Annotated in this window: 21 protein-coding genes and 1 riboswitch; of the genes, 4 read left to right on the top strand and 17 right to left on the bottom strand. The window is 60.6% G+C overall.

Features of this window, described 5'->3' with window-relative positions; translation table 11 throughout:
* Positions 1-2: 2 nt before the first annotated feature.
* The 12 genes from K7B09_RS08580 to K7B09_RS08525 all read right to left on the bottom strand — a co-directional run bounded on the left by K7B09_RS08580 (position 3) and on the right by K7B09_RS08525 (position 15283).
* On the bottom strand, positions 3-1370 hold the full coding sequence (locus tag K7B09_RS08580) for a DNA recombination protein RmuC (protein ID WP_223629042.1): 1368 nt from the start codon (positions 1368-1370) through the stop codon (positions 3-5).
* A gap of 42 nt (positions 1371-1412) precedes the next feature.
* The gene (locus K7B09_RS08575) at positions 1413-2120 is read right to left on the bottom strand and encodes a VIT1/CCC1 transporter family protein (protein WP_223629041.1); all 708 of its coding nucleotides are present in this window, start codon (positions 2118-2120) and stop codon (positions 1413-1415) included.
* A 48-nt stretch (positions 2121-2168) separates the two neighbouring features.
* Positions 2169-3398 (bottom strand): TolC family protein, encoded by a 1230-nt coding sequence (locus K7B09_RS08570; protein WP_223629040.1) that lies wholly within the window; start codon positions 3396-3398, stop codon positions 2169-2171.
* Entirely contained in the window at positions 3395-3700 is a 306-nt protein-coding gene (locus K7B09_RS08565; RefSeq protein ID WP_223629039.1) for a DUF3240 family protein, read from the bottom strand. The genes K7B09_RS08570 and K7B09_RS08565 overlap by 4 nt, the downstream gene beginning before the upstream one ends.
* Entirely contained in the window at positions 3697-6774 is a 3078-nt protein-coding gene (locus K7B09_RS08560) for an efflux RND transporter permease subunit (RefSeq protein ID WP_223629038.1), read from the bottom strand. Before K7B09_RS08560 ends, K7B09_RS08565 begins: the two co-directional genes overlap by 4 nt.
* A gap of 3 nt (positions 6775-6777) precedes the next feature.
* Positions 6778-7896 (bottom strand): efflux RND transporter periplasmic adaptor subunit, encoded by a 1119-nt coding sequence (locus K7B09_RS08555; protein WP_223629037.1) that lies wholly within the window; start codon positions 7894-7896, stop codon positions 6778-6780.
* Positions 7897-7974: 78 nt separating this feature from the next.
* A complete protein-coding gene (locus K7B09_RS08550; protein ID WP_223629036.1) occupies positions 7975-8220 on the bottom strand; it encodes a glutaredoxin domain-containing protein in 246 nt (81 codons plus the stop codon).
* Between the two features lie 31 nt (positions 8221-8251).
* Positions 8252-9349, bottom strand: a complete 1098-nt coding sequence (locus K7B09_RS08545; RefSeq protein ID WP_223629035.1) for a ribonucleotide-diphosphate reductase subunit beta — start codon at positions 9347-9349, stop codon at positions 8252-8254.
* Between the two features lie 9 nt (positions 9350-9358).
* Positions 9359-11644 carry a ribonucleoside-diphosphate reductase subunit alpha gene (locus tag K7B09_RS08540; RefSeq protein WP_223629034.1) on the bottom strand — a complete coding sequence of 762 codons (2286 nt, stop codon included), beginning with the start codon at positions 11642-11644 and terminating at the stop codon, positions 9359-9361.
* A gap of 205 nt (positions 11645-11849) precedes the next feature.
* A riboswitch (cobalamin riboswitch) is annotated at positions 11850-12058 on the bottom strand.
* 50 nt (positions 12059-12108) lie between these two features.
* Positions 12109-13446 (bottom strand): sensor histidine kinase, encoded by a 1338-nt coding sequence (locus K7B09_RS08535; protein WP_223629033.1) that lies wholly within the window; start codon positions 13444-13446, stop codon positions 12109-12111.
* Positions 13433-14098 (bottom strand): response regulator transcription factor, encoded by a 666-nt coding sequence (locus K7B09_RS08530; protein WP_223629032.1) that lies wholly within the window; start codon positions 14096-14098, stop codon positions 13433-13435. The genes K7B09_RS08535 and K7B09_RS08530 overlap by 14 nt, the downstream gene beginning before the upstream one ends.
* A 15-nt stretch (positions 14099-14113) precedes the next feature.
* Positions 14114-15283: a class I SAM-dependent rRNA methyltransferase gene (locus tag K7B09_RS08525; RefSeq protein WP_223629031.1), complete on the bottom strand. Its 1170-nt coding sequence runs from the start codon at positions 15281-15283 to the stop codon at positions 14114-14116.
* Positions 15284-15505: 222 nt separating this feature from the next.
* Here K7B09_RS08525 and K7B09_RS08520 point away from each other — a divergent pair, with 222 nt between their 5' ends.
* The 3 genes from K7B09_RS08520 to K7B09_RS08510 are packed head-to-tail and all read left to right on the top strand — an operon-like array spanning position 15506 to position 18348.
* Positions 15506-16474 (top strand): TerC family protein, encoded by a 969-nt coding sequence (locus tag K7B09_RS08520; protein ID WP_223629030.1) that lies wholly within the window; start codon positions 15506-15508, stop codon positions 16472-16474.
* A 26-nt stretch (positions 16475-16500) separates the two neighbouring features.
* Complete coding sequence (locus K7B09_RS08515) at positions 16501-17271, top strand: rhomboid family intramembrane serine protease (RefSeq protein WP_223629029.1); 771 nt, start codon at positions 16501-16503, stop codon at positions 17269-17271.
* Between the two features lie 48 nt (positions 17272-17319).
* A complete protein-coding gene (locus K7B09_RS08510) occupies positions 17320-18348 on the top strand; it encodes a patatin-like phospholipase family protein (RefSeq protein WP_223629028.1) in 1029 nt (342 codons plus the stop codon).
* Here K7B09_RS08510 and K7B09_RS08505 read toward each other — a convergent pair.
* The 4 genes from K7B09_RS08505 to folE are packed head-to-tail and all read right to left on the bottom strand — an operon-like array spanning position 18345 to position 20501.
* Positions 18345-18767: a DUF2231 domain-containing protein gene (locus K7B09_RS08505; RefSeq protein WP_223629027.1), complete on the bottom strand. Its 423-nt coding sequence runs from the start codon at positions 18765-18767 to the stop codon at positions 18345-18347. The genes K7B09_RS08510 and K7B09_RS08505 overlap by 4 nt on opposite strands.
* Positions 18764-19111: a hypothetical protein gene (locus tag K7B09_RS08500; RefSeq protein ID WP_223629026.1), complete on the bottom strand. Its 348-nt coding sequence runs from the start codon at positions 19109-19111 to the stop codon at positions 18764-18766. Before K7B09_RS08500 ends, K7B09_RS08505 begins: the two co-directional genes overlap by 4 nt.
* A gap of 36 nt (positions 19112-19147) precedes the next feature.
* Entirely contained in the window at positions 19148-19858 is a 711-nt protein-coding gene (locus K7B09_RS08495) for an RNA polymerase sigma factor (RefSeq protein WP_223629025.1), read from the bottom strand.
* Positions 19859-19874: 16 nt separating this feature from the next.
* Positions 19875-20501 carry a GTP cyclohydrolase I gene (gene folE, locus K7B09_RS08490; RefSeq protein WP_223629024.1) on the bottom strand — a complete coding sequence of 209 codons (627 nt, stop codon included), beginning with the start codon at positions 20499-20501 and terminating at the stop codon, positions 19875-19877.
* 150 nt (positions 20502-20651) lie between these two features.
* Here folE and K7B09_RS08485 point away from each other — a divergent pair, with 150 nt between their 5' ends.
* Positions 20652-22160 carry an FAD-dependent oxidoreductase gene (locus tag K7B09_RS08485; protein WP_223629023.1) on the top strand — a complete coding sequence of 503 codons (1509 nt, stop codon included), beginning with the start codon at positions 20652-20654 and terminating at the stop codon, positions 22158-22160.
* 91 nt (positions 22161-22251) lie between these two features.
* On the opposite strand, the gene K7B09_RS08480 is transcribed toward K7B09_RS08485, so the two are convergent.
* Positions 22252-23877: a M4 family metallopeptidase gene (locus tag K7B09_RS08480; protein WP_223629022.1), complete on the bottom strand. Its 1626-nt coding sequence runs from the start codon at positions 23875-23877 to the stop codon at positions 22252-22254.
* Positions 23878-23931 lie beyond the last annotated feature (54 nt).

The following is a 23931-nucleotide window of genomic DNA, read 5'->3' as shown; positions in this document are numbered from 1 at the left end:
GCTCAGGCATCAGCGTGCGGCGCTTCCTGTGCAATCGCCGTCGCCATCTCGCCGGGTAGGCTGTCCACCTCGCGCAGGCTGCGCTCGATCGCGCGGGTGCGCACGCCGGTGTGTTCAATCTGTTTGCTGGCTTGATCCAGTTTCTCTTTCACCTTGTCCAGCACATCGCCGAATTTGCCGAATTCGCTCTTGGCTTTTTCCAGGATGCGCCACACTTCCGCCGAACGCTTTTCAATAGCCACGGTACGAAAGCCAATCTGCAAACTGGTGAGCAAGGCCAGCAAGGTAGTGGGGCCAGCGATGGTGATGCGTTGCTCGCGCTGCAAGGCTTCAAACAGGCCTGGACGGCGCAGGACTTCGGCATACAGGCCTTCGGTGGGCAAAAACAAAATGGCAAATTCGGTGGTGTGCGGTGGGGCCACATATTTACTGCGAATACGCTTGGCCTCCTCGCGCACCCGCCGCTCCAGTGCATCGCCGGCACTGCGCGCATCGTCACTGTCGGCACGCTCTTGCGCGTCCAGCAAACGCTCGTAATCTTCCCGCGGGAATTTGGCATCGATCGGCAGCCATACCACGCCGTCATCGCTGCTGCCGGGAAAGCGCACCGCAAACTCCACCCGCTCGCTGCTGCCAGGGATGGTGGCGATATTGTCTGCATATTGATCGGGTGCAAACACTTGCTCCAGCAAGCCCGCCAACTGCACTTCACCGAAGATCCCGCGCGACTTCACATTGGTCAACAAGCGCTGCAAGCCACCCACATCGGTGGCCAGCTTGCTCATGTCACCCAAGCCCTGGTGCACCTGCATCAGCATGGTTTGCACATTGGCGAAACTTTCGGTGAGCCGGGTTTCCAGCGTGGCGTGCAATTTTTCATCCACGGTCGCGCGCATTTGCTCGAGCTTTTGCGCGTTATCGGCTTGCAAGGATTGCAGCTGCTGCGCCAAGGTGGCGCGCATCTCACCGATGCGCGCTTCATTGCGCGTACTGAGTTCGCGCAGCTGCGTGGCCAGCGTCTCGCTATGCCGCTGCTGTTGTTCTGCGCCTTCCTGCCGCGCCTTGCGCGCATCTTCCGTCAAGGCTTCGCGCAGCGCGTCCAGCCGGGCATCGGTGCGGCTGGTCAACTCATCCAGCCGGGCATCGGTGCGCGCGGCCACCGCCTGCAACTGACTGCCAAAGCCGTCGATGCGCTGGCCTTGTTGCAGGGCAAAGCTATCCAATTGCCCACGCAATTCATCGCGGCCCATGCGCTGCTCATCACGCAACACATGGCCCATGCGCTCTTCCGGACGACGCAGCAGCAACAAGGCGATGATCGCGAGCGCCGCGACCAGCAAGAGAAGCAACAGCAGGGTATTGAGATCCATCTGCCTAGTGTAGCCAGCGGTTGTCGCAAATCCTGCGACGGCTTAGCCCGTGCTCACCCCAAAAGCCCAGCCAATCAACGCGGTGGCGGCCTGCGCCAGACTGCCCCACAGCAGAACCCGCCACGCACCCTTGAAGCCGCCACCGCCGGCAACGCGCTCGGCCACATAACCCAGCACCGCCAATAGCACGGTGGTGCTGACCACAATCGCGATACTCAAGCCTGCGCCCTGCCATAGCCATGCCAGCAGGATCGGCGGCAACGCGCCGAGGGTGAACGAACCGGCCGATGCCAAGCCCGCCTGCACCGGCCTGGCACGCTGCATGTCGTGGATGCCAACCTCATCACGCAGATGTGCCGCCAAGTCGTCATGCGCGGTGAGCTGCTCGGCCACTTGCCGTGCCAATGCAGGCTCCAGGCCACGGTGGACGTAAATCTGGGTGAGCTCAACGAGCTCGGCTTCCGGGTGTTCCTGCAGGGCTTTTTGCTCGATCCGGATATCAGCATATTCGGCATCTGCTTGCGAGCTCACCGACACGTATTCGCCCGCCGCCATCGACAATGCACCTGCCGCTAGTCCCGCAATCCCTGACAACAAAATAGTGGCGGGGCTGGCCTGCGCGGTGGCCATGCCCAACATCAGGCTGCTCGTCGAGATCAGGCCATCGTTGGCACCCAGCACCGCGGCGCGCAACCAACCACTGTGCTGGCTACGATGGGGTTCGTGATGATGGTGGTGTTCAAGCTGCATGTGCGGCGATCGAAAAATTCAGTCGTCAGGCATTGTAGATCAGCATGCTTATTCATCGTGCCAAATATCGTGCGCATCCACCAGTACGCGTAGTCTTGCTTGCTCGGCATCGGCACGGGCGGCGGCCTCCAAGCCAACCATCTGGTTGTGCTGGCGCTGCACCAGCAACCATTCCGACAATGCAATTTCGCCCAGCTCCCAGCCGCGCTTGACGCGCTTCAGTACCGCTTCACTGGCGGCAAGTGCGTCCCGCTGCGCCTGCCATTGCGCCGATCGGCGGGTGGCACTGGTTACGGTCAAGACTGCCTCATGCTGTATGTCACGTCGCATCGCAGCGGCATCACCGTGCAGTGCCGCCGCATTGGCACTTTCGGCAGCCGCCAGTGCGCTGCGATAACGCCCGCCCAGGGGGAGGCTCAAGACCACGCCATTGACCTGTTCGGCACCACCGCGCTCACTCAAACGGCGCAGGCCCAGCGTGGGGTCAGCGATGCGGTCGGCTCGCGCACGTGCCGCACGTGCCTCGGCTCCGCGCGCGTCTGATTCCAGCGCGCCGATTTCATGGCTGCGCGCGATGATGCGGGCAATCCATGCCTCGGCGGTTCCTTGTAACACCAAAGGCGCGGCCACATCCGGGGCGTGTGCGGGAATCGGCAGACTGGGAAAATCGCTTTGCATCGCCAGCCGTGCACTGTCCAAAGCGGCCTGCGCAGCCAGTTGCGCCGCTCGTGCCTGCGCACGCTCGACCTCAAGTAATTCCACTTCTTTTTGCGCGACATCACCCAACGCCAACCGGCGCACCAAAACACGCTGCTCTTGATCAAACGACGCAAGTTGCACGCTTGTCCGCTGCACCGCCTCGGCTGCGCGCAACCATGCCATCCAGTCCTCCAACAAGAGCCGTGCGGCTTGATGGCGGGCATCGTCCAAACGCAATTCAGCGGAGTCGATACCCGCAGCGCCGATGTCACGATCCAACCGTGCCTTGCCCGGCAAGCGCAATGCACGGCTGATTCCGATTTCAGATTCCGCAAACCGCTGCCGCCCACCCAGCTCGTCGGTGCTGCGGCGTTGACTGACCACAGTGACTTGAAACTCGTGGCTACCCACGCGCAACGCGCGTGCCTGTGCCTGGGCTGCGTCCAGACGCGCGCGCGCCGCCACCACATTCGGTTGTGCATCGATGGCCAGGTGCACCGCGTCGTGCGGCGGCAACCACTGCTGCGCGGATGCAGGCACACTCAGCAGCAACCCCGCCATGCCCAATATCCACCTCATTCCAATGTCCCCATCGCCAGCACCGGCTCGATCCACCAACGTACTTCGTGCATATCCACTTGCGCCCGCAGCACGGCAAGGACTGCCTCGACCTGGACATGCGGCAACAACATCCACAGCACGCGCCGCTGCACCCGGCCACGCACCTGCTCGGCAATGGATGCGTGCATAAAATCGCTGGAATGCCCTTCCGCATGCAGCACGGTGAACCCGGGCAGACCGGCTTCGGCCACCAGGGCTTCGGTGATGGCCGCTTCCAAACGCGGTGAGAACACCACATTCAAGCGTACGTGTTCGCTCATGCCTCGTCCTTTTCGACTACAACACCAAACCGCTGGTACAAAATTGGCAGCAGCAGCAAGGTCAATGCGGTAGAAGTCAACAAACCGCCGACCACCACGATGGCCAACGGTCGCTGGATTTCCGAACCCGGGCCGTTGGCTAACAGCAAGGGCACCAAACCCAGTGCCGTGATGCTGGCGGTCATCAACACCGGGCGCACCCGCGCCAACGCGCCACGTCGCACCACTTCGGCAATCGGCAGGGCGCTGTCGTGCAATTGATTGAAGCAGGTCACCAGCACCAAACCATTGAGTACCGCGATGCCCAGCAGGGCGATGAAGCCCACCGCTGCCGGCACCGACAAATATTGCCCGGATGCCCACAGTGCCAAGATGCCGCCGACCAAGGCAAACGGGATGTTGCACAAGATCAAGACCGCCTGCCGCAATGACCCGAAGGTCATGAACAACACCAAAAAAATGGCGGCCAAGGCCAGCGGAATCACCAAGCCCAAGCGTGCAGCCGCACGTTGCTGGTTTTCAAACTGTCCGCCCCATTCCATGTGATAACCGGGCGGCAGTGGCACCGCCTTGGCCACCGCAGCCTTGGCGTCATCGACAAAGCCAACCAGGTCACGGCCATCAACATTGGATTGCACCAGGGCAAACCGCGAACCTTGTTCGCGCGCCACTTTTACCGGGCCATTGCCCGCTTTGAGTGTGGCGATGGCTGCTAATGGGATTTCACCGCCGCCCGGCAATGCCATGCGCATCTGCTTGAAGCGCAATGCCGACATGCGGATGTCATCACCACCACGCACCAGAATCGGTGTGCGCCGATTGGACTCCAACACCATGCCCGCAGGCATGCCGTCGATCTGCGCACGCAGCTCGTCTTGCACATCGGCCACCGCCAAGCCATTGCGACCGGCAGCGATGGGGTCAATCACCACTTGCAGATAATCCACGCCTTCGGTGGTTTGGGTGATGACATCCTGCGCACCACGCAGCTGTTCCACCACGCCGGCGGTGCGCTGCGCCAATGTGCCTAGCACTTGCAGGTCAGGCCCGAAGATCTTGATGGCCAAATCGCCGCGGCTGCCGGTCAGCATTTCGGACACACGCATTTCGATGGGCTGGGTCAGGCCGGTATCCATCCCCGGAAAATCCGCCAGCACCTTGCGCAGTTCCTCGGCCAACCATGCCTTGTCCGGCTTGCGCCATTGCGATTTGGGTTTGAGCTGCAAAAACATATCGGTTTCATTCAAGCCCATCGGATCTAGGCCCAATTCGTCCGAGCCCGCCCGCGCCACGATGTGCGCCACTTCCGGCACCTTGGCTTTGATCGCACGTTCCACTGCCAGATCCAATTCCAGCGAGCGTTGCAGAGAAATTGCCGGCGACTTGGCCAGCTGCACCAAGATGTCGCCCTCATCCATCGTTGGCATAAAGCTTTTGCCTACGCTCAGATAGCCCACAGCGCCCAATAGCAAGGCGATGCCCGCAGGGATCAATGCCCGTTTGGGCTTGGCCAACACCGCATTCAAGACCGGCCGATACACCCGCCCCACGTGCCGCATCAGCCACGGCTCGTGATGGGCATGCGGCTTGAGCAGCAGTGATGCCAACACCGGCACCAAGGTCAGCGACAACAGCAGCGATGCGCCCAAGGCAAACACAATGGTCATCGCCACGGGTGCAAATAATTTACCTTCCAAACCCTCCAAGGTAAGCAGTGGCAAGAAGGTGAGTGCAATGATCAGCATCCCTGCGGCCACCGGTGTGGCCACTTCGCGGGTGGCCGCATACACCCGGTGCAGGCGCGGCAAATGCGCGCTGCCAGCATCCGGCTCTAATCGGGTGACGGTGTTTTCCACCACCACCACCGCCGCATCCACCAACATGCCGATGGCAATCGCAAGGCCACCTAGACTCATCAGGTTGGCGCTCTGCCCGGTCCAGCGCATCAGCAGAAACGTGTAGAGCGCGGCGAACGGCAGCATCAACGCCACCACCAAGGCAGCACGCAACTCACCCAGGAACAACAACAGCAAGACCACCACCAGCACGGTGGCTTCCAGCAAAGCATCTTGTACGGTGGCCACCGCGCGCTCGATCAGGCTGCTGCGGTTGTAGAACGGCACCACCTTCACCCCTGGCGGCAAGCTCGCTTGCAGACTTTGCAATTTGGCGACGGCGGCATGCACCAGTTGCGAGGCATCAGCACCCCGCAGGGCCACCACAATCCCTTCCACTGCTTCGTGCTGGCCATCGCGCGTCACCGCGCCGTAGCGGGTCATGGCGTCGATGCGCACCGTGGCCAAATCTTTGATCCGCAGTGGCGGCATGCCGGCTTTTACCACCACATTGCCGATGTCGTCCGCAGTTTGCAGCGCGCCTTCCACCCGCACCACCACGGCGTTTTCACCGGCGTTTATGCGCCCGGCACCATCGTTGCGATTGTTGCGCTCCAAGGCTTGCACCAGGTCACTGAAATGCAAGCCATTGGCCAGCAAGCGGGCGCGGTCTGGCACCACCACAAAACTTTTTGCCTGCCCGCCCAGCACATTCACATCGGCCACACCCGGCAAGGCGCGCAGCGCCGGGCGCACCGTCCAGTCCAACAAGCTGCGCTTGTCTTGCAAACTCAACCCCGCGCCCTCGATGGTGAACATCAATACATCGGAAAGCGGTGTTGTAATCGGTGCCAAACCACCTTCGACACTGGCCGGCAGCGTCGTGGCCACACCGGCATAGCGCTCATTCACTTGCTGCCGCGCCCAATAGATATCCGTGCCTTCCTTGAAATCCAAGGTGATATCGGCGATTGCATACTTCGCTGTGGAGCGCAGCATCACCGCATTGGGGACACCCAAGAGCTCCATTTCCAGTGGTGCCACCACCCGGCTTTCCACCTCTTCCGGGGTCATGCCGGGTGCTTTCAAGATCATCTTCACCTGCGTCGGCGAGATGTCGGGGTAGGCGTCGATGGGCAATTGCAGATACGCCTGCAAACCGGCACCGGCCAGCGCCAGCACGGCCAGCAATACCAATAAACGTTGCTGCAAAGAAAACGCGATCAAACGGTTGAGCATGGCTTACTCCACCGGTGCCAAGGTCTTGAGCAGGTTGCCGCCACTGGCCGCGACATTGACCCCGGCGTGCACACCCTCGCCCACGACTACGGCGCTGCGTGCATCACCGCCCAGCAAGTGCACCACCACGCCATGCCATGCCTGCCCTTGGCGCACATACAGCACGTGACGCTCACCTTGTTGTAGCAGGGCCGAAGCCGGCACCGTCACCGCTGCGGTGGGTGCCGGCAAATGCAGGCTGGCTTCCAATTGCTGCCCCGGTAGCAGCGCACTGGCTGCTTGCACCTGCGCACGCACACGCAGGCCTTGCGCGCCCGCATCGGCATCGCCACCCACCGCCATCACCTTGGCACGCGCACCCGCCGGTAATTCCACCGCAAGCCCCGGCTGCACCGCATCGCGCAGCGCCAGCGGGATGTTGAATTCGACATCCAGACTCTCCCCGGTCACCAGCGTGAAGGCAGATGCCAAGGCATCCAAGGCTTGCCCGGGCTTCACCGCGCGATGCAATACCCGCCCCGCCTGCGGGGCCAGCAATTCAAACTCCCCCGGCGCCCCGCGCGTGCTGGGGCGAAGCTGCGTCAATTGCAGACTGGCCTGCGCCACACTGGCGCGGGCAATGGCCGCACGCGCGCGGCTTTCTTGCGTGCGCGCTTGCGCAATCAGGCCTTCCTTGAACAACACTGCATCGCGCCGGGCTTGCTGCTGCGCCACACCGGCCTCGGCCCGTGCACGCGCCAACTCGGCTTGCAGCGTCACCAGTTCGCGGCTTTGCACACGCAACATCGGCTGCCCACGTTGTACCTGGCTGCCTTCATCGACCAACACTTGGGTCACCACGCCAGCATAGGGCACGGTGACCTCGGTGCTGGCCGCCAACGGTGCGGTAATGTGCGCAGGCAAGCCGGTGATCGGCACCACCGTGGCGGCCGTGGCCGCAACCTGGGTGATACCGAGATTTTTCAGCTGCACCTCGGTCAGCACGATGCGGCCCTGCGCATCCGCTTGGGGGCTGCTGTCCTCGCTGCCAGCCTCTGGCTTGCCGCCACAGGCCAGCAAGCTCAACACGAGCGGACTCAACAGGGCGATACGGCGGGCAGAAACAAGGCGCAAGCGCGGCATGGCGGCATCGTGAAATTTACGGGTGCCGCCAGTCTGGCGAACCAAGCTTTGAGAATGCTTAGGATCCCCTACAGCAACTCAATGCTGTTGGCGCAAGTGTTGCCGCAACTCCTCATAGCCGCCGATATGCGTGAGCGCCGCATCACCTTGAATGAAAATTTGCGGCAAGCTGCGCACCGGCGTGCCGACCTTGGCGTGTAGCTCGTCCACGCTGATATCGGCACCCACCATGTGATAATGGAAATCAAGGGATTGCATCTGGCACAGCAGTTTGCTTTTTTCACAATTGACGCAGCCGTCTTTGCCGTAAATATGGATATGCATCGCGGTTCCTTGTGCTTGAAATAGGTGCGGTTTAGAAGTCGTCGTCAAACACTACGTCTTGGTCGGTGCGACGCATCACCCCAACCTTGTATGCGGCGATGTCTTGTTCTTGCGGCGAGGCTTGGGTCTTGCTGATGTTCAGCCACTTCTCCATGAACTTCAGCGGATTGCTGGCGGGCAGCGCATGCTTGCGGCTGGCAAGGCCCAGGGTTTGATACACATCTTTGGCGCAATACAGCGTCCATGCCGACAGGCGGTCGGCATTCATGCCCACCAGTTCGCGGCCATCGGAAAACAGGTAATCGATCCAGCGCAGTTCGCTGTCGATCACTTCCTCGATCAAGGCTTGGATTGCGTCATGGCATTGCGCAAACGCGGTCTGCCCGCGTTCGGTGGACAGTTCATTCAGGAGCACCGCACGGTCTAGCTCGGCGTGGATTTCCAACTCGTCTTGCGCAATTTTTTGGATGGCTTTGCCAATCGGCTGAAACAGCCCGGTATCACAAATGGCGAAAGTCACCGCGAACGAGGCCAAAAACTGAATCCGCTCCATGCAGAACAGCCCGACAATCGTGATGAACACCGCGTTGTATGTGGTCTGGTCGTTGGGCAATTGGCCAATGGCGTATTTGTGTGAGGTCTCGTAGCCATCGGCAAACGCCCGCGCCACGCAGCTCAGCCTGTCGTGCGCCGCTTGCACGCGCAGGATCTCATCGAGAATGACGGATGGGTCATCAAACGAATTGCGCACAATTTCCGAGTACGTGGCCGCATGCACCACTTCGTTGTCGGACACCCGTTGCCATGCTGCCCACAACTCGGATGACGTGATGAACGGCGCCAGCACTGGCGCAATCGCACGCGAGGCCACGCTGTCGGCTTCCCACTGCCAGGCCAGCGTCTTGATCATCATGTCGTAGGTGCCGCGCGAGCACGATTTGAAATCGGCATTGCACGAGGAATAGTCGAATTCGTTTTCATCCCAATCCAGCGATTTTTGTGCCTTGTACAACTTCCAAATGGCGGGATAGTGGCGGTTGACAGTATCGAACAGCCCCTGCCGCTGACCCAGCAGCAGCAGCGGTTTTTGATAGTCGGTTTTGGCGTAGTTGAAGACGGTGTCGGTCATCGGATGTCCTTACAGGGTGCAGGCTTCGCAATCGCTGCCATGTTCGGCGGCGGCCAGTTCCTCGGGGCGTGCTTTGGGAATGTTCAATTCCAATTGGCGCATGCCCGCTGAGGTTTTCTGGTTCATGTAGTACTTGGATTTCAGCCCCAACTTGACCCGATACAGGTAATCGCTGATCAGCTCGGTGGATTCAATCGAGGCATCGCCCAGTACCTTGCGGTAGAAGTCGGCAGAGATGCCTTGATCGGTCCACTTCTGCACGATGGCGTACAACTCGGTCATGTCTTTGGCCGGAATGTCCCACGCCGATTGATACGCCTCACCCAGACGGTCGCCATCCGGGGCGGCCCAATAGTTGACGCGGTGGTTGTCGGTTTTGATCAAGGTGAGTTCGCGGATTGGGTACAGGCCATTGGTGGTGCCCGAGGCATTGGCCGAGGTCTCGGTGGGCATATGCGCCGCCAACACCGAATTGCGAATACCGCCATTGGCGATAATTTCGCTACGCAACGCTTCCCAGTCGTACTGCAGGGTGAAGGTGGCGATTTTTTCGACATTGCGGTTGCTGGTGTCCAGCGGCAACCAGCCTTCGGGCCAGCGCGTCTTGTGCATCCACGGTGCATTGCCCAACTCTTTGCCCAGCTGCAAACTGGCGCGCAGCAGGTGGTAGTAATGGCGCTCGGCAACGTTGTGGATGAACTGTTTGCCTGCGGGCTCGGTATAGCGCTGGCCGTGTTTGGCCATCAAATGCGCCAGCCCCAAAATGCCAACGCCCGCATTCAAACGATTGCGCGAGGTCATGCCCACCTGCGGCAGCTCGTAATGCGCCAGATGGATGCATTTGTCGATCATCAGCAAGGCGTAATAAGCCACTTCGGCGTATTGCGCTTCCGAGGTGATGTTGTCCACGCAGATGCCGGCTAGGTTGCACGTGGCCACCTCACCGGTGTCGGCATCATCTGCGTACAACTCGGTGATGTGCTGGTACGGTTTTGTCGGTAGTGCGATTTCCGCGCACAGATTCGAAGAAAAAATGGTGTCCTTGAACGGCGTGTGGCGGTTCATCTCGGCGATGTTGTGCTCGTAGATGCGGCCGGTTTCGTTCCACTCATTGCTGGCGGTGATCAACAGCTCGCGTGCATTGACCCAGGTCTTGGTGAACGTTTCATCCTGTTCGTACTTGGCATACACCTGTTCGAATTGATCCTCGTCGGCGCTGTACAACGCGGCCTGCAAGTCTGGTGCGGTGTGGCAGTTGAACAAGAACACATCCTCGTTGCGCGCCACCTTGCGTGCAAAAAAGCGATTGCCGCCCCACGAATAATCCATTCCGCGGATTTTTTTATCTTCGGTGGACATCGGGTTTTTCAGCCGCAACAGCACGTCCACTTCCGGGTCAAAAATCGAGAAGTAGGTGGTGCAAGCACCGCCACGGCCGTTTTGCAAATTGGATTTGACCTCGGCCACCAGCGCCCGGTAGTAGGGCAGCTTGCCTTGATGCCGAATCACCCCGCCACGCACCGGGTCATTCACCGAGCGCGTTTGCATATGCGCGCCGATGCCGGCACTCATGTAGGTCATGGTGTTGGCGATGTGGTTGCCCACCGCGATCGAGCGCGCATTGTCATCCACCGTGTACAGGCAACAACTGGCGTAGCCGCGCAGCGGTGTGCCTAGATTCACATGGTTGGGTGTGGGTGCGTTGATGCGATTGTTGGAAAGATGCTCGTAGAAACAGGCCACATCGTGCATGCGGCGTTCGGCCGGCTGATCCACCGCCAGCGCCATTGCCATGCGCATGTAGATAAATTGCGGCGATTCGAAATACACGCCACCGACGCGATCGGCAATCGCATATTTGGTCAGGTGGGTGTGCAGCTGGTAGTGCGCGTAATCGAAATCGCGCTCGTGGTTGATCAGTGCTTCGACCTGCGCGTATTCGACATCGGAATAGGCCAGCACTTCCATCAATCCCAGCGCCTGCAATTTGCGATGCAAGGCGAGCACCGTGGGGCGGTCATTGCGATACAGATCTTTGCGGATCAAGGTGGCGTACAGGCGGCCGGCCATGCGGTTGTACGACCAGGTATCAAAGTTCAGGCAGGTGCGAATCAGCTGTTGTTGCAGCTCGCGGGAATGGGCGGTGTCGGACATCGCCGACACGGTGTCTAGCACCGCCGACGGCCAATCCACGGCATCGCCCAAGGTGGCCGCAGCCCACTGGCCCCACTGGTTGAGTTTGGACGGGGTGAACGGCTCAACATGGCCGTCGCGTTTGATGATGGTTTGCAGCATGAGGTGTCCCCACCGGGAACCGCAGCGTCGTACGCGGCGATTCTTGACCAAGTGCCTGCTCCCGCGCGCAGGGCCAAGGGGTTGTCGCTGACACGGCAAACGCGCACGCCACGGGCATAGTTGCCCGCATCGCGACGCGCTTCCCCGCGGAAGCGGCCACCCGCACCGACATGCTGAGTCACGGCTGTCGCAACAGCTGCGACCGGGCAAGCCCGGTGTGCTGGCAGGTCTTCGGACTTGTGGACGTGGGGAGTCCCCGCCTACTGGGCGCCGCTTCCCGGGGTTACCCCCAGTGCCATTGACGCCGTTCGTTTCCACTTACCGCTGCGGGGCAGTTCCGGACTTGCACCGGATTCCCTTTTAAACCGGCCTGACGATCGCATCGAAGCCGGTACCAACCAACACAAGATATTGTGGTTTTCAAGATTGGTCAACACAGCATGTACGGATACTTCGGAGTCAATTTACAGCGCCGGGATTGGCCCCAACCGCGCTTGCAATTCACCTGCGTGCAAGTCGAAATGCAGCTGTAGGCCCAATGCATGCGCCATCGCCAGGACCAAGGCCAATCCCAGCCCGGCATGTTGGGGGTCGCCATCGCACTGCCCGCGCCAGTGGCGCTCGCCAAAGTGGCGGACGTCTTCTTCACGCAAATGACTTGCGCGGTTGCGCACGTGCAGCCACCAGCCGCCATCCAACTGCAAGCCCAATTGCACCGGTGCATCGGCATCACCGTATTCCAACGCGTTGTGCAGCAGATTGGTCGCGATGCGCTCCAGCATGCCGGCATCGCACACCACCCACGCCTCTGCTGGCAATTGCAGATGCAAGCGTGGCTGCGCCAGTGATGCTGCCAACTGGCGCAGCAACGCGGCGGCATCCAAGGGATCGGTTTGTGGCGGCTCTTGCCCAGACTCAAACCGCGCCAACGCCAATAGCGCTTCAATCCCGCGCTGCATGCGGACATTGGTGGCGTGCACGGTGGTCAGTGCGCGCTTGAGCACATCCGCATCTTGTTGGTTCTGCGCCAGCTCGGTGACGGCGGCGATTTCCGCCACGGGTGTGCGCAGCTCATGCGCCACACTGCGCGACACGCGGCGTTCGCGTTCGGCCATGGCCCAAGAATTGCGCAACGCTGCGTGTGCGGCCTCAACAAACGGCTGCAACTCTTGCGGGGTTTCGTTGAGTGCGCCCTGCACAGGCGGCCCATCGTGCGGCAAACGCTGCGCTTCGCGGGTAATCGTGCGAAAGGCTTGCCGCACCACCAGCAAGCACAGCAATACCGCAGCGATCACCGCCGCCAAGATGCCAAGCAACAGCACCCCGTGCATGCGGCGCTCGGTGCTATCCCAGCTTTCGCGCTCGGTGGCGACCAACAGCCTGCCTTTGGCGAAGGCACCACGTTGCAGCAACACCACGTGATAACGGCCGCGATGCCCATCCGGTAACAACACATTCCCCGAACGCGCCGTGGTTGCCGGCAAGGCCAATGGGGTGCGACCACTGTTGATCGATGCCGCCCGCAACCGCCCACGCACATCGTAAACAGCGAAAAACTCGGTGTGCCCTGCGATATCCCACGCCGGCAATACCGCCGGTAGCGGTTCGTCGGAATTCTGAAGTTGCCGTGCCAGCGATGCCGCCCGCGACGACAACACTTGATCCAACTGTTGGAACATGGCGCGATCGACCAAAGCATCCAACGTCAAGAACAACCCGCCCAGCAACACGCCAATGGCCAGCACCAATTGCCACAGCAGGCGCGTGCGCAGCGACCACCGGTGCGGTTTATTCGATGACATAGCCAAATCCACGACGTGTGGCGATGGGGTCGGGTGCCCCGGCTTTATGCAGCTTGCCGCGCAGGGTACTGATGATGACTTCGACCACTTTGTCGGACGCTTCGCTGGTACTGTCATATAACCGATCGAAGATCGCAGCACGGGTGAATAATTTGCCGCGCTGCCGCAGCAACAATTCCAGCAACGCATATTCCTTGGGTGAAAGCTGCATGTCCTGGCCCTGCCAGCGTGCACGGCGGGCGTGCGTATCCACTTGCAAGGCTTGCCAGTGCAATAGCGACGTGCCGCCGTCACGTGGGCGTCGCGCCAGTGCGCGCACCCTTGCCAGCAATTCGTCCAAGGCAAAGGGCTTGCTCAAATAATCATCTGCCCCAGCATCCAGCGCGGCCACGCGGTCGGCCACGGTATCGCGTGCCGATAGCATCAACACTTGCGTGGGTGCCTGCGCGGCACGCAGCGCACGCAACACCCCCAGCCCATCCACACCAGGCAACATCCAATCCAAAACCAGCAAGTCATAGGCATTGCTGGCGATAAAACGCAGCGCCGCTGCACCATCGGCGGCATGGTCACAGGCGTGCCCTTCTGACTCCAAGGTGGCCCGCAGACTCTCCGCCAAGGTTTGCGAATCTTCGACGATCAGCAGCCGCATCGGCGCAGGCCGCCGTTAGTCCAGCACGCGGCAGAACACCGCCTTCAAATAGCGCGACTCCGGCACCTGCGCCAGCCACGGATGATCGGCACCGGCACCGGCCACCTTCAGCACCTGCACGGTGCGGCCAGCGTAAAACGCGGCACGCCGCAGCATGTCGAGGAATTGCTCTTCGCTGACCAAACCGGTGCAGCTGAACGTGGCAAACAGGCCGCCCGGTTTGACCGTGGCCAGCGCCAACTTGTTCATGTCGAGGTACTTCTTCAGCGCGGTGATGACCTGTTCGCGGTCGCGGGTCATCTTCGCCGGGTCCAGGATGACGACGTCATACAGATCGCCCTTGGCGGCCGCTTCGCGCAACCACGGAAAGATATCGGCCTGCACGAAACGCGGTTTGACGTGATTGAGATGCGCGTTGTCCTTGGCAATGTCGATCACCGCCGGGTCGATATCAATCCCCACCACGTCCGCTGCGCCGCGCACCGCGGCATACACCGCAAAACCGCCGGTGTTGCAGCACAAGTCCAGAACGCGCTTGCCGGTGCATTGATGACTCAGCCATTCGCGATTTTCGCGTTGGTCGGCAAAGAAACCGGTCTTGTGCGCACCGGCCGGATCCGCGCGAAATTGGATGCCGTATTCGCGGATGATGGCCGGCTGCGTGCCCAAGGTGTCCTTGTAGTCGAAGCTTTCCTGCTTCTGCACATGCTCATCGGCAAAACTGTGGAAACGGCAACCGGGAAAGAGTTCGCGCAGTGCGTTGAAAATCCATTCGCGATGCCGCCATGCGCCAGCGCTGAAAAACCCGACCACCAGCAAATCATCGTAGCGGTCGATCACCAGCCCGCTGATGCCATCACCTTCGCTATGGAAGACCCGCCATGCATTGCTCACCGCATCCAGCTGCAGAAACTCGCGACGCAACCGCACCGCTTCCGCAATCTTGCGCAAGAACCAGCCGGCATCCACCGCCACATCCGGGTCGTTTTCCAGCATGCGCAGCGCAATCCGCGAATGCCCGTTGTAGAAACCGCGCCCCATGAACACGCCGTCCACGCCCACCACCTCGACAATGCTGCCGGGCTTGGGCCGCTGCGCGGGCTTTTCGACCAAGCGCTGGAAAATCCACGGATGGGTGGAATGCCAGGCGTTCTTCAGGCGGACTTGGGGCAGGGGCTCGGTCATGGCGATATTCATGTTTCGGACGCAGGAATTGTGTATTGTCGCCCAAGAAGGGGAGTAACTCCGCGTACGGATGTCGTCAATACGGGTCTGCTGTTGCTCAGCACACATCCCGGCACCGTGGCAGGCCACTGGTCTGTGAGTGAGACCTTCGCCGAATGGCGAAGCGTGCCTCTTCCTTGCATCCTGCATGGACACGTCCGTCACTCACATGGCGGAGTTGGCATGCAAACGATTGGAACCCCCTTGCTGTGGCTGGTATTTGCCGGCGTGGTCGTGGCCGCGCTGGTGATCGACCTGGTGCTGATGCGCCACGGCGGCCCGCACAAAGTGACGTTCAAGGAAGCCACCTGGTGGAGCCTTGGCTGGGTGGCACTGGCACTGGCCTTCAACGGCTGGCTGTGGTGGTACACCGGGCAGCAGTTGGGCGTGGCGGCCGGCAATCGCATCGGCATGGAGTTCCTGACCGGCTATCTGGTGGAAAAAGCGCTGGCGATCGACAACATCTTTGTGTTCCTGATGTTGTTCGGCTATTTCGCCGTGCCCGAAGCGCAACGCCAGCGTGTGCTGGTGCTTGGCATCCTCGGTGCCATCCTATTGCGCGCGATCCTGATCTTCATCGGCGCAGCCTTGCTGGCACGCTTTCACTGGGTGCTGTACCTGTTCGGTGCATTCCTGCTGCTGACCGGCGTGAAAATGTGGCGGGCGGCGGGCGACCCACCGAATCTGGAACACAACCCGGTACTGCGCTGGGTCACCGCGCATTTGCCGTTCCTGCGCCGCTATTACGGCAGCGCGTTGTGGATTGGCGCAGGCAGCCGCCGCAAGTTCACCCCGCTGTTCATCGTGCTGGTGATGATTGCGATCACCGACGTGATCTTTGCGGTGGATTCGATCCCGGCGATCTTCGCGATCACCGCGGATCCGTTCATCGTGCTGACTTCGAACGTGTTTGCCGTGCTCGGCTTGCGTGCGATGTTCTTCCTGCTGCAGGGCATGGCCGACCGCTTCCATCTGCTGCCTTACGGGCTGGCCTTGGTGCTGTGCTTCATCGGCGTGAAGATGCTGTTGGCCGATCTCTACAAGGTGCCAATCCCGCTGGCATTGGGGATGGTGGCGCTGATCATCGGCAGCACGATTGCGTTGAGCCTGCTACGCCCCGCACACGCCAAGCCGGAACCGCCCTTGTCCTGACCGCCACGGCACCCCATTTTGACAGGATGTCCACGCCACTGCCCCGTGACGCCCAACGCCAAAGCGACCGCCGTCGCTTTCGGCGTGCCCTCAATGGCAGCCTTGCCTTCACGCTGCTGCTGTGGCTGTGCTTCATCGCCCAACAGACGTTCAATTGGGAATTCCTGAGCGTCACCCCGCATTCGATGGCAGGCTTGTTGGGCCTGCTGACCGCGCCCTTGTTGCATGGCTCGGTGGAACACATCCTGGCCAATACCACCGGCATATTGCTGCTGGGCACATTGGCCGGTACCACTTACCCGAAGGCGACCCTGCGCGCACTGCCGCTGCTGTGGCTGGGTTCCGGACTAGGCGCATGGCTGCTGGGCGATCCCGGCTCGCATCACTTGGGGGTCAGCGGCGTCACCCATGGGCTGATGTTCCTGGTGTTCACGTTGGGCCTGTTGCGCCGCGACCGTGCTGCCATCGCGGCCGGCATGATCGCGTTTTTGTTTTTCGGCGGCATGTTGATGACCATCCTGCCGCACGAGGCCGGCGTGTCGTGGCAGTCACATCTGGGCGGCGCAGTAGGCGGCGTGGTGGCTGCGTTCCTGTTTCGTCGCAGTGATCCGCTGCCGGTGCGGGCGAAATACAGCTGGGAGATTGAAGAAGAACTCGAACAACAGCGCAATGATCACGCCCACGACACCTTCGAACCCCGCGCCCCCGACGATGTACCGGTGTTGTGGCAGCACGCGGCCATGCCCGAAGAGCGCGGCAAGGTGCTGCCGTTTCGGCGGCCGGATTCCGTGGAATGAATCTGCATTGAGCTGCGGTTGCGGGTTTGCGCATTAAGCTTGCGCCCCATGCGTATTCCAGCCTTCAGTCTCACCAGCAGCGTGCTGTGTACCCTGCTTGCCGCCTGCGCCAGCACGCCTGCCCCCAAAGCGCCTGCCATCACCGCACCCACCGTGCAGGTACCGCCAGTCAAGGTTGGCTTGGCACTCGGCGGCGGCGCAGCCAAAGGGTTTGCGCATATCGGCGTGATCAAGATGCTGGACGCCAACGGCATCCATCCGGTGGTGGTGGCCGGCACCAGCGCCGGCAGCGTGGTCGGTGCACTGTATGCCAGCGGCATGGATGCCTATGCGCTGCAACAAAAAGCGGTGGCGTTGGATGAAGCATCGATTCGCGATGTCAGCCTGTTTTCCGGTGGTGTAGTGAAGGGCCAGAAGCTGGAGGATTACGTCAACGCGCAAGTGGGTGGGCGGAAATTCGAACAGCTCAAAAAGCCCTTCGCCGCAGTGGCAACACGGCTGGAAGACGGGCAACGCACGGTCTTCGTGCGTGGCAACGTGGGCCAGGCGGTGCGCGCCTCCAGCTCGATCCCGGGGGTGTTTGAAGCCGTGAGTATCGGCAAGTATCACTATGTGGACGGCGGCGTGACCAGTCCGGTGCCGGTGGATGCCGCGCGTGAGCTGGGTGCCGATTTTGTGATCGCGGTGGACATCAGCAGCAAGGCCAATGGCGTGGCCGATTCCGCCAGCTTGCTGGGTAATGTCAATCAGAGCATCACCATCATGGGCCAGAAATTGGGTGCGCTGGAATTGACGCGTGCCGACGTGGTAATTCGTCCCAAGGTCAACGACATCGGCGCTGCCGATTTCGCACAAAAAAACCGTGCGATCCTAGAAGGCGAACGTGCCGCGCAAGCCCTGCTGCCGCAAATCAAAGCCAAGCTTGCGCAACTGCAAGCCCAGCGCCAGGCACAAGCACAGCAAACGGCCAACATCAAAGCCGCACAAGCCCGTGAGGCCGAACGTACCGCCCGCTGCGCGCAGCAAACCGGCTGGCTGGACAAGCTGCGCCGCGATGCCGATTGCCGCGCCGATTAGCGCCCAGCCACCCCCACCCCATGGCGATACACCAGTTGACCACCCAGCCAGCCGGTGACCAAGAGCACCAGCAAGCCCGCACCGCTGAGCAGAAGCGCCAGCACATCGGGCGCGATGAATTGTTGATGCTCGATTCGTAGAAACAAGCTGCCGGCATACAAACACCCACTGGCGAGTGCAAAGCTCATGTGGACGTTTGCCTTGCGCTCGGCAGGATGCCCAGCCGGCAGCTTCAGCAGTTCGACAAACCCTGCCACCGCGGCCAGCAATCCCGACCCACAGCCAATGGCGATTAACACCGCTGCCAACAGATGCAATTGTGCGGGCCACGCAAGCAATGCCACACCATCCGCGCAGCTGGCCAATGACCAGCAGGCAATGGGGAAATGCACCAAAGCAGGATGCGCAGGGTGTTTCATTGCATGGCCACCGCCGCAATCAACAGCAATGCACCAGTGACTGCAAGACTTGCATGGGTGAGCACCACACGCTTGAGTGCAACGCGCTTGCCATAGTGGATGGAGGCCAGATAGAAACCAAAACACGCGGTCACCAAAAACACGCACAGGGCCACCACCGGCAGCATGCCGATATGCTCTGCCGTCAAAATCGCCGCCCCCAGCAAGAGTAAGCCGCTGGCTCCCAGCATGGCATGCAATAGCGACACCACCCACGGCGCCAATTTTCCGCGCAATACAAACGAGGCTAACACCAGGCCACCACAGGCAGCCACCAAAAACACGATCAAGGCATACAGCAGCATAGGAATTCTCCGTGTGGCTCTGGGTTTTGCAGTGAATCAGGAATGCGTGATGGGGAGCTGCGCCACCCGCACCATCACCGCTTCGGTAGTGCGCGCACAGCGCTCGCCCATAAATGCAAAAGCATCCGCTGTGCTGCTGTTGATCCGGGCTTGCAGCGCCGCACGCAGTTGCCGGCGTGCACGGTGCAGACGGGTTTTCACAGTCTCTTCGCGAATCCCCAATGCGGCGGCGGTTTCCTCCACCGAACAGCCTTCCACATCGCGCAACAAATAGACCAAGCGAAATGCCTCCGGCAGTGCATCCACCGCATGTTCCAGTAATCGCCGCAGTTGCCCACGCGCTGCCGCATCCGCCGGATCATCGGTCAATGCATGGCCGGGAAAGGCGATGACCTGTGCCGATGTCGCCGATGCCTGTTCCAGTTGTTCGATGTCCACGGTCTCGCGCCTCCGACGCAGGCGGCCATAGGCTTCATTGAGTGCGATGCGGGTCAGCCACGTGGCCAGCGAAGATTCACCGCGAAAGCTGGCGATTTTTTCGTAGGCGTGCACATAGGCTTCCTGCACCACATCTTCGGCTTCACTCTCATCACGAATCACCCCGCGCACCACCCGGAACATGCGTTGGTTGCAACGCTGGGTGATCGTACGAAATGCTTCACACTGGCCGGCCTGCACGCAGGCCACCAAGGCGGCATCGGCCATGTCGGCATAGTTGGGTGCAGTGGTATTGGCTGCTATCGGCATATGTCCTCTCCCGAAATCAAGCGGATGCTGACAACGCTTTGAGAATATCGCTGCGATACGGTTCGTGCGCACACTCCCCCAGCAAGCGCCGGGTCACCATCGCCGCGCCATGGGCATGCACGCCGCGTGTGGTCATGCAGCCGTGGCTGGCCCGGATCACCACCCCCACCCCACGTGCTTGCAATGCATGCTGCAAGGTATCGGCAATTTCAGCGGTCAAACGTTCCTGGATCTGCAATCGCCGCGCATACGCATCCACCAACCGCGCCAGCTTGGAAATGCCGACCACGTTTTCACCCGGCAGATAGGCCACATGTGCCACGCCTTGAATCGCAGCCATATGGTGTTCGCATACTGACTGCACCGGGATATCGCGCAACAAGATGAAATCGTCATAGCCGGAACGCTCAAACCGCCGGCCCAGAATCTTGACCGGGTCACGCCAATAACCACCGAACCATTCTTCATACGCCCGCACCACACGTGCCGGGGTGTCCTGCAACCCAACACGTGCGGGGTCATCACCTGCCCAACGGATCAACATGCGTACCGCTGCTTCCGCCTCAAGGCGACTGGGGCGTAGATCATCACGGGCTACTTCATGGAGGATGCTCTCGGTGGATGCTGCGGCAAGATCAAGCATGGCGGGCCTTCATCGTTGGTCTTGCCATGGCAGATGCAGTGGCGCGAAAAAGGTTCCGATAAATTTCAGTATCTGGATTTGCAACCTTTTCACGCGTTTTGCATCTGCCGTGCAAGAAGCTACCCACACATCGACCAGAAGGAAATTGCAATGGGCAACACCACTTCGGTAACAGGTCCGGATTTCAGTCTCGGGATTGCACGCTCTGAAATTCCCACGCATGGCGTCTTGTCTGGCCATGTGCAGGGTACGGCAGTCCTGCTAGCCATGGTTGATGGCGAGATACATGCGGTTTCCGGCAGTTGTACCCATTACGGCGCACCGCTTGGCGAAGGGCTGCGCGTGGGCGATGACATCCGCTGCCCCTGGCATCACGCCTGTTTCAGCCTGCGCACCGGTCAGGCGATTCATGCACCTGCGTTTTCACCACTGCAATGCTGGATGGTGGAAACCATTGGCGAAATGATTTTTGTGCGCGGCACTGCCAACCCCGTCCATACACCAGCACCTGTAGCCATTGCCACGCCACAAAAAATTGTCATCGTCGGTGGCGGCGCAGCAGGGTTTGCCTGTGCACAACGCCTGCGTGAACGTGGCTACGCCGGCAGGTTGACCCTACTCAGTGCCGACACGTCGCCACCAGTGGATCGGCCCAATCTCTGCAAGGATTATCTGGCTGGCAGTGCACCAGAAGAGTGGATCCCGCTGCAGCCTGCTGCGTTTTATCACGAGCAACGCATCGAGCTTCACCTTGATTGCGAAATTGGCCACCTGGATTGTGCCGCCCATCAAGTCAGTACCCACACTGGAATGACCTTTGATTACGATGCACTGCTACTAGCGACTGGCGCCGAACCGAATCGACTGCCCGGTTTCGATTTCCCGAATGTATTTACCCTGCGCACGCTAGACGATAGCCGTAAACTCATTGCAGGCCTTCATGCAGCCAAGACCGTGGCCATCATCGGCGCAGGCTTCATTGGCCTGGAAGCCGCCGGCGCACTACGCAGCCGTGGCCTTGATGTGCATGTGATCACCCCCGAAGCATTACCACTTGCACGCATCGTGGGTGATGTTCTGGCTGCCGATCTACTCAAACGGCACCGCACGCAGGGCGTGGTGTTCCATCTGGATTGCAAACCGCATCACTTCGATGGCCAGACACTGACGCTGAGCAACGCCGACACACTTGCCGTCGATGCCGTTCTGATTGGCGTGGGGGTAAAACCACGCACCGCATTGGCTATCAGCAGCGGGCTCATTGTCGATAACGGCATTCGCGTGGATGCGCAGCTACGCACCTCTGCACCCGATGTGTATGCCGCAGGCGATGTCGCCAGCTACCCGCACGCAGGAACGCATGTTCGCGTCGAACATTGGGTGCATGCACAGCGGCAAGGTCAATGCGTTGCCGATGGCATGCTGGGGGATGTCAGCACGTTTGCTGTACCGCCATTTTTCTGGACGCACCATTACGGCATCGACTTGCGCTACGTGGGCCACGGGCGTGGTTGGAATCGCGTTGAAATAGACGGCGATCCCGCTACCGATGATTGCCTTGTCCGCTATTTCAAAGATGCAGTGTTGGTGGCCGCCGCCAGTATCGGGCGCGACCGCGACCTGTTGGAGATCGAAGCCCAGCTTGCGACTCGTGAGTGATCGCTGCCAACAAGAGCTTCAATCATCGTACTGCATTGATAACAAACGGCCCGCTTGCGCGGGCCGTTCGTGTTTGCCTAATGCCAGATCATCAACTGACGCTGACTGCACTCCATGCCGCGGCCACCGCGTTGTACTCGGCAGAACCATTGCCGTACAACTCCGCTGCCGCACTCAAGGTCGCACTGCGCGCACCGGCATAGTTGGTGGTGGAGGTCATGTAGGCGGTCAGTGCCAGATACCAGATTTTGCTGGCCTTGTCGCGACCGATGCCAGCAAGCGCCGTATTACCGTTGCACACCAGCTTTGCAGGAGTCAGGTTGGCCCACGTGCCGGCACCAAACCCACTGGGTACCACCGCACCTTCCGCCAGCAGATAGTAGAAATGGTTGGCTACACCCGAACTGTAGTGCACATCCAGCGAGCCGACCGAGGATGAATAGCAGTCGGCCGAAGCCTTGTCCAAACTGGGCTTGAACATCCAGCGAATCGCCTTCTTCATATCGGCATTATTCGGAAACAGCTTCTCACCCATCACGTAGTCGCCTGGATCCGCGGCATTGCTGGCGTAGTACTCCACCATGGTGCCGAAGATGTCGGAGGTGGCTTCATTCAAGCCGCCCGACTCACCGCTGTACACCAGTGCTGCCGAACGGCTGGTGACACCGTGCGACATTTCATGGCCAGCCACATCGATGGCGACCAATGGATAGATGGTGGCACCGTTATCGCCATCACCGAAGGTCATGCAGTAGCAACCGTCGCTCCAGAAGGCATTCTGGTAGTTGCGGCCGTAATGCACGCGGGTGATGGCACCCGTGCCCGCGCCGTCGATGCCGTGGCGGTTATGCACGTTCAAGTAGTAATCCCACGTTGTCGCAATGCCGTACTGTGCATCCGCACCCACGGTCTGCGAGTTGGTGACCAAGTTGTTGCCCCACGTATTGCTGCTGGCGGTAAACACATTGCCCATGCCGATGGTCTTCATCGCCATGTTGTGGGTAGCGCCGCCACCGCGGGTGGTATCCACCATGCTGTAGCTGCTGCCACACAGGGAGGTGTTCAGCGTCACGTTGCCTTCGGTCAGTGTCTTGCCAATGCCCACGGCCGGGGTGCAGCTGCCGCCACCGCCACCAGGACCCGGCTTGGCGGTATTGACGCCGTCCCATTGATCCAGAATCTTGCCACTGCGGGCATCGACGAAATAATGCATTTCGGTCGGGGTTTGGTCGGCCTTGATGCCGTTGAAGACCACTTCATGCGCTAACACCGGCACGGTGTTGCGGGCATACACCACGGTGCGTGCAGTCGGTGCACCGAAGAACTGGGTGCCAAAGTGCGCACCGGCTTCGACGATGGCCTGATCACGGCTGACCTGTGCACGCAACGACGGACGCTGTGCACTGGTCAAGGTCTGGCTGACGCTGGACAGCTTGCCATTGCGCGAATGCACTACGAAATCGCCACCGATGACCGGCAGGCCATTCCACGTCCGGTTGTAGCGTACGTGCTCGGTGCCCTTGGCATCGACCACCGCGTCTTTGGCCACCAATACATCGGCCGGTGCACGACGCAGCAAGTTGGCGTTGCCACCAATCAGCAGATCCGCGCGGGCAATGGCCGCAGACTTGAGGGATACCGCTGCATCCGCCGGCGCCGCAGCAACGGCCAGGGTGGACGCAATGGCGAGAGACAACAAACTGGCTTGTACTTTCATGGCGCGTTCTCCGTTGTAAACAGTTTCCGACCGTTGCCGTGCCGGGGATGGGTC

Origin of the sequence: Thermomonas beijingensis, assembly GCF_020034655.1 — a bacterium.
GTDB classification, from domain to species: Bacteria; Pseudomonadota; Gammaproteobacteria; order Xanthomonadales; family Xanthomonadaceae; genus Thermomonas; species Thermomonas beijingensis.
The sequence above is the reverse complement of the archived record's forward strand: the minus strand, read 5'-3'. Positions and strand labels throughout refer to the sequence as shown.